This is a genomic window from Rhodopseudomonas parapalustris, from assembly GCF_053772255.1.
Genome location: NZ_JAMKBZ010000014.1, coordinates 83,054 through 95,001 on the forward strand (window position 1 = coordinate 83,054; position 11,948 = coordinate 95,001).

Sequence of the window (11,948 nt, forward strand, 5' to 3'; positions counted from 1 at the left end):
TCGGTCTCCTTCTTCCACTACCCGACCGGAGTATCCGGCAAGGCTGCCGCTTCCATCGCTGGAGACGGCGGACGCTTACGAAAATACAAAGGCGCCAAGGGGCCCGACTGATGCAGCTCGACCTCGCCCTCGCGTACCAGCTCGAGCGCGGCAGCGAAGCTCGACGCCAGCACGGTGGCGCGCTGGGTCGGGTCGGGCATGTAGCGCAGCAGATACTCGTCGAGCCGGCTCCAGTCCTCGGCGAGGCCGACCAGCCGCTCCAGCGACGCGCGCGCTTCGCTCAGCGACCACACCGTGCGCTTGGCGAGATGAACGGTAGTGAGCACGCGCGACTGCCGCTGCGACGCGTAGGCGCTGAGCAGATCGTACAGCGTCGCCGTGAACTTGGGATGCTTGATCTCGGCGATTTCTTCGGCCTGCCCGCGCGGGAAAATGTCGCGATTGAGCTGGGGCCGCGTCATCAGCCGGTTCGCCGCCTCGCGGATCGCCTCGAGCTTGCGCAGCCGGTTGGCCAGCGCATTGGCCATCTCTTCGGCGCTCGGCCCTTCCTGGGCCGGCGGCTCCGGCAGCAGCAGGCGCGACTTCAGGAAAGCGAGCCACGCCGCCATCACCAGATAGTCGGCGGCGAGCTCGAGCCGGATCTTCCGCGCTTCTTCGATGAACAGCAGATACTGGTCGGCAAGCGCCAGGATGGAGATTTTATGCAGATCGACCTTCTGCTGCCGCGCCAGCGTGAGCAGAAGGTCGAGCGGACCTTCATAGCCCTCGACGTCGATGACGAGCGCTTCGTCCTGCTCGACCTGTTCGACGGGCCGGCCGGTTTCGAATTGCAGAATTTCAGCGGTCATGCGCCCACCCTTGCGCGGCCGATCAAGGCTTCGAGTTCGGATCGCGCCGCAGCGCGGTCGAGCGGCTGCGGAGGCCGGCGCGCCGCCAGCGCTGCTTCGGCCCTGGCCAATGCCCTGCCCTGCAGCTCCGGCGTGTCGGCCGCCACCTGACTCATCTCGTCGAGCTTGCCGTTGCAATGCAGAACGACGTCGCAGCCCGCCGCGACGATCGCGCGGGTGCGTTCGGCGATCGAGCCGGCCAGCGCGTTCATCGAAACGTCGTCGCTCATCAGCAATCCTTGGAACCCGATCGACTTACGAATCACCCGGTCGATCATTGTCGCAGAAGTGGTCGCGGGTTGGGCGGGGTCCAGCGCGCTAAACACAACATGTGCAGTCATCGCCATCGGCAGGTCGGCGAGCGGACGGAACGCGGCGAAGTCGGTTCGGTCGAGTTCCTCGGGTGCGGTGTCGACCGTCGGCAGGCGATGATGGCTGTCGGCGGTGGCCCGGCCATGGCCGGGAATATGCTTCAGCACGGGCAGCACGCCGCCTTGCGCCAGACCGTCGGTGACCGCGCGGGCAATCGCCGCGACCTTGTCCGGCGTGTTTCCGTAAGCACGATCGCCGATCACCGCATCGGCGCCGGCGACCGGAACGTCGGCGAGCGGCAGGCAGTCGACGGTAATCCCCAGCGCGAGCAGATCGTCTGCGATCAGCCGGGCGCTCAGCCGCGCCGCAGTCAACCCCGCCTCCGGGTCGATCTGATACAGCGACGAGAACACCGCGCCAGGCGGATAGAGCGGCCAATGCGGCGGCCCGAGCCGCTGCACCCGCCCGCCTTCCTGGTCGATCAGGACCGGCGCATCCGGCGAATCGACAGATTCGCGCAATTCTTCAACCAACGCTTTGACTTGCGCCGGATTGTCGACGTTACGCTTGAACAGAATGAAGCCCCACGGGCGGGAATCACGGAAAAATCCGCGCTCGTCGTCGCTGAGGCTGAGGCCGGCCAGGCCGGAAATGAAGGCGCGCGGTGGCATACAGCGCGCTTAGCCCGCACGCGCCTCCAGGGTCAAGGAAACCGCCGTTAATTCCTCTGGACGAAGCACTGTCCGCCGGCACTTTTTAGGTTCCCGCAGACCTGCTGTGCCTGTTCGGCCGACGCGAACGGGCCGACCATGGCGCGGTAGTAGACGCCCTTGCTGCCGAGATCGACCTTCTTGATGATGTGCGGTTGCGAGCCGAGCACCGAAGAGAACTTGCCCTGGAGCATCCGGTACGAGGACTTGGCGTCGGCCTCGCTACGCTGCGAGGACACCTGCACGACGTAACCGCCGGAGGTCACCGGTTCGGCAGCCGGCAGCGAAGCGACGCGCTGGGCGCGCGGCGCCGGAGTCTCGCCGGCTCCCGGCGACAGCGACAAGGGTGCGGCACCGGCCGAGGCATTGGCGTCCTCGACGCTCCGTGCCGGCGTGCGAGCCGCCGGCGGCGGCGCGGTTCGGCTGGCCTGCCGGGACGCAGCCGCCGGCTGACCGGACTGGTCGGCCTGATCCGGCCGGATGCTGAAGGTCTTGATCCTGCGCGGCTCGTCGCCCGCCAGGGTGCCGTTGTTCGGCGGCGGCGTCAGGTTCGGCTTGGTGCCGGGCGCAACGCTGGCCACTGTCGGCGGATTGGGGTTCTGATTGAGCTGCGGCAGCACAACGCGCGGACCGGAGCCCGGCATCCGCGACGGGTCGGCCGCCGGCTGCTCTTCGCGCGACACCAATGCCTCGACGCCGTTGCCGGAGGCGAGCCGATCCTGGATCGGTTTACCAGCATTGTCGTTCGACGGCCCCGGAATCTTAGTCGGAGTGGTGTCGGCCTTGATCACCGGCGGTTCGCCGCTGCGCGTGGCGCCGGCGAAGGTGCGATAAGCCAAGGCACCACCGGTGCCGACCACGGCCAGCGCCAGGATCGCGAACACGGTGAGCATGGTGTTGCGGCGCGGCTTGAGTGGCTGACTTTCAGACAGCTCGTCGTAGCCGTCGCCATAGCCGTAAGCCGGATCCTGATATCCGCCGATCGGCGCCGGATCGGCCGGAAGCTGGCCGTAGAGCGCATCGTCGTAGCGTGCCGGATCGAGCGGCGCCGCACTGGCCGGCAGCGGATCGTAGTCCGGCTCGTAAGGCACACGGTCCGGCTGAACCAGATCGAGCTGGCGCTGCTCGATCGCCGCCGGTTCGAACCGCGGCTCCGATGCGCGCGGCGCGATCGGCCCCGGATCGAAGGACCGCATATCGAGCGAGCGCGGCTCCACCGGCGCCTGCATCGCAGGCGTGCGCTCGTAGCTGGTGAGGTCGGCGCGCCGCGGCGCAGGTGGCGCGGCATTGATGAAAGACGGCGGCCGGCTGAAATCCGGCTCCGGTGGCAGAACCGGTTCGGGCGCCCGCGGCGGCTCAGGCGCGCGCGGCGACTGGCGATGCTGCATCCATGACGGCATCGGCGGCGGCCCGAGCTCGTCGTCGGCCGACGGCAAAGCCCGGCTGGCGCGGAAATCGGTGGCGCGGCTTTGCGGCGCGATCGGCGGCGCCGGTTCGGTCCGGGGAGCGGTCTGGCCGAACGGGTCGGTCTGACCAATCAGCCGGGCAAGCTCGGCGAGCGGATCGTTCTCCGGCTTCTGCGGATAATGGGAGGCCGGAAGACGGTCATCGTCATCCGCCGGAAAAGGTCGATTCTGATATCGATCCGTCATCGTGATGTCGCGTCCCATTCGGGAAAGCAGCCAAAGGCGCCTTCGCAGACGTCACGGCCGCTCTCACAAGCCGCTACAGATCCCCATCTGACGGCCGATCCCCTATCGCATCTCGTCCGGCGCAGTGACGCCGAGAATGGCGAGCCCCGAGGCCAAAACCGAGACGACGGCTTGGACCATCGCCAAGCGCGCTCGGGTAATGTCTGCATCATTATTGATAATGAAGCGTAAATGAGGCAAATCGCGGCCATGCGTCCAAAGCGCATGAAATTCGCTCGCGAGCTCATTGAGATAAAACGCAATTCGGTGCGGCTCGTGGGCCTGGGCGGCGGCCTCGACGATGCGCGGATAGAGCGCCAGAAGCTTCAATAGTTCGAGCTCGGCCGGATCGTTCAGACGCTCCAGCGGCGCCTGCCGCAGCATCGCCGCCCGCTCCTTCGAATCCTCCGGCAGATCCGGAACCACCTCGCGTGCGTTGCGGAAGATCGAATGGCCGCGGGCGTGGCCGTACTGGACGTAGAACACCGGATTGTCTTTCGACTGCTCGATCACCTTGGCGAGGTCGAAATCGAGCACCGCGTCGTTCTTGCGGAACAGCATCATGAAGCGGACGGCGTCGGAACCGACCTCGTCAACGACCTCGCGCAGGGTGACGAAGTCGCCTGCCCGCTTCGACATCTTCACCGGCTCGCCATTGCGCAGCAGCCGGACGAGCTGGACAATCTTGACGTCCAGCGCGCCCTTGCCGGCGGTCACCGCCTGGATCGCTGCCTGCATCCGCTTGATATAGCCGCCGTGATCGGCGCCCCAGACGTCGACCATGTTGGCGAAGCCAGCGTCGAACTTCACCTTGTGATAGGCGATGTCGGAGGCAAAATAGGTATAGGAGCCGTCCGACTTCAGCAGCGGCCGGTCGACGTCGTCGCCATAGGCGGTGGCACGGAACAGGGTCTGTTCGCGGTCCTCGTAGTCCTCGACCGGCGCGCCCTTCGGCGGCGGCAACCGGCCCTGATACACGTCGCCCTTGGCGCGCAGAAAATCGATGGTATCGGCGACGCGATTGCGGCCGCCCTCGATCAGCGAGCGCTCCGAGAAGAACACTTCGTGGGTGATATTCAGCGCGGCGAGGTCGCCCTTGATCGCCTCCATCATCATTGCGATCGCCGTGGCCCGGACGGTCGGCAGCCACTGCGCCTCAGTCATGTCTTTGAGCGCAGCGCCGTGCTCGGCCTTCAGCGCTTCGCCGACGGGCTTGAGGTAATCGCCCGGATACAGCCCCTCGGGGATTGCACCGATGTCCTCGCCGAGCGCTTCGCGGTAACGCAGGAATGCCGACCGTGCCAGCACATCGACCTGGGCGCCAGCGTCGTTGATGTAGTACTCGCGGGTGACCGCGTAGCCCGCAATATCGAGCAGGTTCGCGAGCGCATCGCCGAACACCGCGCCGCGGCAATGGCCGACATGCATCGGCCCGGTCGGATTGGCCGAGACGTATTCGACGTTGACCTTCTCACCACCGCCAACGGTGCTGCGGCCGTAACCGGCGCCGGCGTCGAGCACGGCGCGCAGCGCCTCCGCCCACACCGCCGGCTTCAGCGTCAGGTTGATGAAGCCGGGCCCGGCGATCGCGACCTGATCGATCAGATCCTCGGCACGCAGCTTGTCGGCGATCTTCTCGGCAAGATCGCGCGGCTTGGCCTTGGCGTCCTTGGCCAGCACCATCGCGGCGTTGGTCGCCATGTCGCCGTGGGAAGCGTCCTTAGGCGGCTCGACCACGACACGCGACAGGTCGATCCCGGCGGGCAGCGCGCCCTCTTCGATCAGCGCCGCGCACACCGCGTGCACGCGCGACAGGAGACGGGCGAAAAGATGCGTGGACATCGGGAGCTCGACTATATCTGACAAGGGAAAATGGGAGCGGCCGTTTCGGGCCGGTCCGGGCGCCGCCTAACGCAAATCCGGGGTCGAGTCAAAAAGCCGCTGATGTTCGGCGAGCGCGTAGCGGTCGGTCATGCCGGCAATGAAATTGCGAATCCGGAGCAACCGATCGGCCTCGCACTCGGCCACCGGGCCGTTGGCCGGCAGCCAGTCCGGCGGCAGATCCTCCGGATGGTCGCAATAGCGCTGAAACAGCTCGGCGACGATCGCTTCGGCGTCGCGCATCACCTTCATCACCCGCTCGGCGCGGTACATCCGGGTCCAGAGGAAGGACTTGATCTCGGCTTCGGCCTTCGCCGTCTCGGACGGAAACGCCACCAGCGCCCGCTCGGCGCGGCGGACGTCATCGGCCGCACCCGGCCTCGCCTCGGCGATCCGCCGCTCGGCCTCGGCCGCAACCGCGCCGATGAAATGCGAGATCAGCTCGCGCACCAGCTCGGCGCCGCGCCGCGTATCGTCGAGTCCCTGATAGCGCCGGTCGATCGCCGCAATGATCCGGGCCACCAGCGGCACCTCGACGAGATCGTCGATCCGAAACAACCCGGCGCGCAGGCCGTCGTCGATGTCGTGGGCGTCGTAGGCGATGTCGTCGGCAATCGCCGCCACCTGGGCTTCGAGCGAGGCGAAGCTCCAGAGCTGCAGATCGAAGCGCTCGTTGAACTCGGTGATGCCGCGCGGCACCCCGTGCTCGGCATAGCGCGGCAGCGGCGCGCCAGCCCGGTCGGTCAGCGGGCCATTGTGCTTGACCACGCCTTCCAGCGTCTCCCAGGTCAGGTTGAGACCGTCGAACTCGGGATAGCGGTGCTCGAGCGCGGTCAGCACCCGCAGCGTCTGGGCATTGTGGTCGAAGCCGCCGGCATCCTTCAGGCAGGCGTCGAGCGCCCGCTCGCCGGCATGGCCGAACGGCGGATGGCCGAGGTCATGGGCGAGCGCCAGCGTTTCGGTGAGATCTTCGTCGAGCCCGAGCTGGCGGGCCAGCGCGCGGGCGATCTGCGCCACTTCCAGGCTGTGGGTCAGCCGCGTGCGGTAGTGATCGCCCTCGTGGAACACGAAGACCTGGGTCTTGTGCTTCAGCCGGCGAAACGCGTTGGAGTGGATGACGCGGTCGCAATCGCGGCGAAACGCGCTGCGGGTCCGGCTCGGCGGCTCGTGAAACTGCCGGCCGCGGCTGTGGTCCGGATCGCAGCCAAAAGCTGCACGGGGGGCTGCCATACCGACCGACACGCGCGCGACTCGTCCTTCAGCGTTTGATTCTGCGGTGCGGCGCACTTAACTATTGTTGGCAGAGAAATCCAATGACGGGCCCTGCCCGTCGACACGGAGCGGCGAGATGACGGAATCGAGCGTCACCATCAGCGAACGCGCGGCGCGCCGGATCGGCGAAATCCTCAAAGGCGAAGGCCAAGGCGCGATGCTGCGGATCAGCGTCGAAGGCGGCGGCTGCTCCGGCTTTCAGTACAAATTCGACGTCGACCGAACCAAGACCGACGACGATCTGGTGATCGCCAGAGAGGGCGCGGTGGTGCTGGTCGATTCCGCCTCTGTGCCGTTCCTCGCCGGCTCCGAAGTCGATTTCGTCGACGACCTGATCGGCGCCTCGTTCCGGGTCAACAACCCGAACGCCACCGCCTCCTGCGGCTGCGGCACCAGTTTTTCGATCTGATCATCCGCGCGGCAGCTCCTTCGGCGCCGGCGCGGTGGTGAACTCGGAGACCACGACCAGCTTCACCTCGCCGGTGCTCGTCTTGGCGTTGACCATGTTCTTGACCGTCCAGGTGCCGTCGATGTTGTAGCTGACGCCGAAGGCGGTGAAGCCCTGGGTCGCATCGCAGACCGCGGCGGTGGTCGACATCGTGAGGAAATCGATTGCGGTCCCTGCGGTATAGGCGCCGATCTGCACGTAAAACTTGAGCGATGGCGTGCAATCCAGGGCGACGTTCGGCGGCGCCGTCACGAAATTAGACAGCAGGATTCCGCCGGCCAGCGTCTGCATCGCGACGCCCGCGTTGTAGGCGACCAGCACCGGATTGAACGACGCCGTCGCGATCCGGAACGCGCCGGTCTTCAGCCCGGCGGTCACCGTCGTCGGCGACAGGCCGAGCGCTGGCGTCACCGTCATCGTCGTGGTGTTACCCGTCGGCGTGCCCTGCGCCGGCGTCGGTTCGATCGCCCGGATCGCACCCGCCTGCCCGACCGGTTGTCCGGGCTGCGGCGGAGCAATCTGCTGCTGCACGCCCGCATAGGTCTGGGGTGCGATCATGAAGCTCAAGATCGCGCCCGATGTATCGTAGGGCAGCACCGGCTGGCCCAACAGGCTGCTGGCATACACCTGACCGCCGCTGGAATACTGCGCCGGCTGCTGGAAGAAGCAGACGTTCTGCAGCGTATTGCTGTTGTTCTGGAGGTTGATGGAGATGGTGGCCATTGTGTCCGCGCCGTTGCTGCGCCCGCCACGCCGAGTAAACGCCAACGGCCGGAGGCCGTCGAGGCCTCCGGCCGAAGTCGCTGCCACGCCGTCCGATCAATCTTGATTGGATCGGCGGCGCAGCAGTTACTAATCGAACACCGCGGTGGTGCCGGCCAGGTTGGTGCACATCAAGCCCTGGTACGGCCCGCCGGTGGGGCCGACCTGGTACTCGCGCGTCACGGCAATATTGACCGGCGCGGAGAGATTGGTGACGGTAACCGGCTTCAGGAAGTTCGCCGCGTTACCGGTGGACACGACGGCGGTGCCTGCCTCGTTGAGGATTTCGGCCCGCGCCGCCCCCGAGCCGATCAGCCCGGTGGTGTAGACCGACTTCTCGACCAGACCACGGCTGCCATCCGCCAGCATAGTCGAGACCATGTTCTTCACCGTCCAGGTGCCGTCGACATTGTAGGTGACATTGAAGGTGGTGTAGCCGGGCGTCGCGTCACAGGTCGCGGAACCCTGCGACGACGAGGTGAAGTTCATCACCGTTCCGGCGGTGTAGGTGCCGGTCTGAACGTAGAACTTGATGATCGGCTGACAGTCGAGATTGGAGTTCGGCTGAGCGGAGACGAAGTTCGACAGCGTGACACCGCCAGCCAGCGTCTGCACCGCCGAACCGGCGTTGTAGGCAGTCAGCACCGGATTGAACACCGGCGTGATGATCCGGAACGAGCCGGACTGCGGTCCCGACGTCGAGACCGGCACCGACAGGCCCAGCGACGGCGAGACCGTCATGGTGGTGGTATTGTTGGTCGGCTGACCGCCGGCGGCCGGGGTCAGATCGATCGGCTGACTCGCGGCGAGCTGTCCGGATGGCTGACCGACTTGCGGCGGCGCCACTTGCTGTTGGACGCCAGCATAGTATTGGAGCACCATCGAGAAGCTCAGGACCGCGCCCGACTGGTCGTAGGGCAGCAGCGCTTGGCTGTAGAGGCTGTTGGTGTAGACCTGGGCGCCGCCGGAATACTGCGCCGGCTGCTGGAAGAAGAAGAAGTTCTGGAGCGTGGTGCTCTTGTTGGTGACGTTGATCGTGATCGTCGTGGCCATGATGATCTCCTGCGCGATTGCTGGGTCTCGGGTTGCACCTTCGGACTAAATACAACCAAAGGTTGTGCAACCATAACCCTACCCACAGGAGCACACGCAACTTTCGGTTGCATAACAGACAAGACTCGCGCCGTCCGCTTGCGGGGCTCGCAATTTGGATTCGTTCAGAGGCTGGAGACCTCGGGACATAACGAGGCAATGAAGGCAACCAGCAGCGCTTTGGAGCGGTCCGACATCCGAGTCTCCACCTGCCGGACGCAGTTCAACAGCGAGGAATCGACCGAATCGGCCGGCGCCACCAGCTTGTGGCCGTCGATCCGCCCACGTCCGGCCAAGAACCAATCGAGCGAGACGTCGAGCGTGTTGCATAGCAGCACGGCGTGATCGACCGAGATCGGCCCGTTGTTCTTCCAGCGCGTGATCGTGCTCTCGTTGACGCCCATCGCATACGCCAAAGCATGCTGCTTGGTCATGCCCCGGAGCTGCATCGCTTCGATCATCCGTGATCCGCGACTCGACATGCTCGACGCTCCGCGTTCAGACGTTCGCGCTGCCCGCGGACGCCGCCTCGGCCGACCAATCCTGATCCGCCGCGCCGGATTTGCCTCCGACGCGGATTGCTCTATCACAGCGCTGCACGGCACGATCTGCCGCGGCGCAAATCATCCCGGGCAACGGACGGCGCGATGCGGATTGCCACTTGGAACGTCAACTCGGTCCGGCAGCGGCTGGATCATCTCCTGACCTGGCTGCAGGACTGCCAGCCCGACGTGGTTTGCCTGCAGGAGATCAAATGCGTCGACGAGGCGTTTCCGCGCGAGCCGATCGAGGCACTCGGCTACAACGTCGTCACCCACGGCCAGAAGACCTTCAACGGCGTGGCGCTGCTGTCGAAATATCCGCTCGAAGAAGCCAATCCGGGACTCGCCGGTGACGACGGCGACGTCCATGCACGGTTTCTCGAAGGCGTGGTGTCGCTGAAACACGGCGTGGCGCGCGTCGCCTGCCTGTATCTGCCGAACGGCAACCCGGTCGGCAGCGAAAAGTACCCCTACAAGCTGAGCTGGATGGCACGGCTGCGCGACTACGCGAAACAGCGGCTGAAGACCGAGGAGCCGCTGATTCTGGCTGGCGACTTCAACGTTATCCCGCAGCCGGCGGATGCCTATAATCCTGCCGTCTGGACCGAGGACGCCCTGTTCCTGCCCGAGACCCGTGAGAGTTTCCAGACCCTGCTCGGGCTCGGCCTCACCGACGCGCTACGCGCCACCACCGACGCCCCCGGCCAGTACACTTTCTGGGACTATCAGGCCGGCGCCTGGCAGAAGAACTGGGGCATCCGCATCGATCACCTGCTGCTGTCGCCGCAGGCCGCCGACCGGCTGCGCCATGTCGGCATCGACAGCTATGTGCGCAATTGGGAAAAGCCGTCCGACCACGTCCCGGTGTGGGCTGATCTCGATCTGGAAGCGGCCTAAGCCGAGCCCTGCTTGAAGCACAAATAGCCTGTCAGGAAGCCATCGACCTTGCTGATCGGATGGATCGTCGCTGCTGCAGACGGCGTTGGCGGCGACCTCAATCCCGCCGGCCCTGGACCCAGTGCTCAAGCATTTGCAGCGCCATCACCCGGTCGTCGTCGGAGGCCTTGGCGACGGCCCGGTTGTAGCTGTCCTTGATCCAAGCCTCTTCGGGCGTCGCGGCGTCGCGCGCCAGGGTCAGCCACATCAGGCCACGGGCGGCCTGGCGAGGCAGCTTGTCGCCATTGAACAGAAGCTGGCCGAGCATCGCCTGGGCCTGATGCTGGCCCTTCTGGGCGGCGAGGCCGAGCCAGCGCGCGCCGTAGCGGAAGTCGCGAGGCACGCCGACGCCGTCGATATACAGCCGGGCCAGATCGTATTGGGCATCGGCATTGCCGAAATACGAGGCGGCGTAGGACAACATCTCCCGCGCACGCTCCGGATCGCGCTTGATCTTCGAATTCGGGATGCCGTCGAGGTAGTAGCGGCCGAGCGCGACGAAAGCGTTGGCGACGATCGCGGCCTGCGGCGCCGACGGGCTGTCTTCGGCGTGGGCGTTGGCGATCTTGCTGAAATAGTCGAACGCGCGCAGATCGTCCTGGGCGACGCCGTTGCCGTCGGCATACATCCGGCCGAGCCGCCACTGTGCGATCGGGTGGCCGCCCTCGGCGGCGTATTGCAGGGCGGTGAGCGAGGTGGTCGAGGGTGCGACCGGCAGCGCCTTCTTCAGCGCCGGCGCCGTCCCCGGCTGATTGCTGGCAACCGGGATTGCGGTGTCCTCCGGGCGAACCGGGGTGCCTTCGAACGCGACCGCCGGAACGGCGCTCGCTCCAGCGCCGATCACCAACGCGGCAAAAACACTACGCCTAAAATTCCGCATCGTACATCTCGCGGGTCACCCCCGGTGCGGTCGTAACGACCCGCCGGCTCTCCATCCAACACACTCCCGCCCTCTCCTCTGTCGTGGCCACACCCGTTTCGGACGGGTCGATGGCCGACGCTGCGGCGGTCAAATTTCTGTCACGGCCGCGACCGGCCGTCGTCTGTTCGACGGTCAGGTTTTCGCTGTTCGAATAGTCGTGACTGCACAAGATCGTCGCCGGGAGCTGGGCACGATCAGCATCGCCCCGCTGTTTGGCGAGATGACGGCCGAGCCGCCGCAAATCCGCGGCAGACGGTGACTTTTTGAAGACATCGATGGGGGCGCCGACGCCGGACAGGTTCGCAACGCCGCCAGTGCTCTGGCGGCTCGTCGGCATCGACCTCATCAGCGTCGTGGCGAACATCGCGAACTCGTCTTTCCGGCCGCCTCGCTGTCGGGCTTCCCGGACCTTCCGGTAAGACCATCGACCCGCGCTCGGCTTAGGTCAGATGATCTCATTGACCGGTGTGGCCAAAAAGCGGCGTGTGCAAGA

General features: G+C 66.0%; 12 protein-coding genes. 2 read left to right on the forward strand and 10 right to left on the reverse strand.

Annotated features, from left to right (window positions below; genetic code table 11):
• Positions 1-17: 17 nt before the first annotated feature.
• The 5 genes from M9H71_RS14185 to M9H71_RS14205 form a co-directional block, all read right to left on the reverse strand.
• Positions 18-848: a segregation and condensation protein A gene (locus M9H71_RS14185; RefSeq protein ID WP_164604935.1), complete on the reverse strand. Its 831-nt coding sequence runs from the start codon at positions 846-848 to the stop codon at positions 18-20.
• A complete protein-coding gene (nagZ, locus tag M9H71_RS14190; RefSeq protein WP_455405617.1) occupies positions 845-1,870 on the reverse strand; it encodes a beta-N-acetylhexosaminidase in 1,026 nt (341 codons plus the stop codon). Before nagZ ends, M9H71_RS14185 begins: the two co-directional genes overlap by 4 nt.
• Before the next feature lie 47 nt (positions 1,871-1,917).
• Positions 1,918-3,561 (reverse strand): SPOR domain-containing protein, encoded by a 1,644-nt coding sequence (locus M9H71_RS14195; RefSeq protein ID WP_455405618.1) that lies wholly within the window; start codon positions 3,559-3,561, stop codon positions 1,918-1,920.
• A 102-nt stretch (positions 3,562-3,663) separates the two neighbouring features.
• Entirely contained in the window at positions 3,664-5,442 is a 1,779-nt protein-coding gene (argS, locus tag M9H71_RS14200) for an arginine--tRNA ligase (RefSeq protein WP_455405619.1), read from the reverse strand.
• Between the two features lie 66 nt (positions 5,443-5,508).
• Entirely contained in the window at positions 5,509-6,723 is a 1,215-nt protein-coding gene (locus tag M9H71_RS14205; protein ID WP_455405620.1) for a deoxyguanosinetriphosphate triphosphohydrolase, read from the reverse strand.
• A gap of 106 nt (positions 6,724-6,829) precedes the next feature.
• Here M9H71_RS14205 and erpA point away from each other — a divergent pair, with 106 nt between their 5' ends.
• Positions 6,830-7,162: an iron-sulfur cluster insertion protein ErpA gene (gene erpA / locus M9H71_RS14210; RefSeq protein ID WP_110785547.1), complete on the forward strand. Its 333-nt coding sequence runs from the start codon at positions 6,830-6,832 to the stop codon at positions 7,160-7,162.
• Here the strand turns inward: erpA and M9H71_RS14215 are convergent, their stop codons facing one another.
• The 3 genes from M9H71_RS14215 to M9H71_RS14225 form a co-directional block, all read right to left on the reverse strand.
• Positions 7,163-7,924: a hypothetical protein gene (locus tag M9H71_RS14215; RefSeq protein WP_455405621.1), complete on the reverse strand. Its 762-nt coding sequence runs from the start codon at positions 7,922-7,924 to the stop codon at positions 7,163-7,165.
• Positions 7,925-8,053: 129 nt separating this feature from the next.
• On the reverse strand, positions 8,054-9,016 hold the full coding sequence (locus tag M9H71_RS14220) for a hypothetical protein (RefSeq protein ID WP_455405622.1): 963 nt from the start codon (positions 9,014-9,016) through the stop codon (positions 8,054-8,056).
• Positions 9,017-9,180: 164 nt separating this feature from the next.
• Entirely contained in the window at positions 9,181-9,537 is a 357-nt protein-coding gene (locus M9H71_RS14225) for a helix-turn-helix domain-containing protein (RefSeq protein ID WP_455405623.1), read from the reverse strand.
• A 165-nt stretch (positions 9,538-9,702) separates the two neighbouring features.
• On the opposite strand from M9H71_RS14225, the gene xth reads away from it, so the two are divergent.
• Entirely contained in the window at positions 9,703-10,494 is a 792-nt protein-coding gene (gene xth, locus M9H71_RS14230) for an exodeoxyribonuclease III (RefSeq protein ID WP_455405624.1), read from the forward strand.
• Between the two features lie 97 nt (positions 10,495-10,591).
• Here the strand turns inward: xth and M9H71_RS14235 are convergent, their stop codons facing one another.
• The gene (locus M9H71_RS14235; RefSeq protein WP_455405625.1) at positions 10,592-11,413 is read right to left on the reverse strand and encodes a tetratricopeptide repeat protein; all 822 of its coding nucleotides are present in this window, start codon (positions 11,411-11,413) and stop codon (positions 10,592-10,594) included.
• Positions 11,400-11,819, reverse strand: coding sequence for a hypothetical protein (locus tag M9H71_RS14240; RefSeq protein WP_455405626.1), 420 nt, complete (start codon positions 11,817-11,819; stop codon positions 11,400-11,402). Before M9H71_RS14240 ends, M9H71_RS14235 begins: the two co-directional genes overlap by 14 nt.
• Positions 11,820-11,948 lie beyond the last annotated feature (129 nt).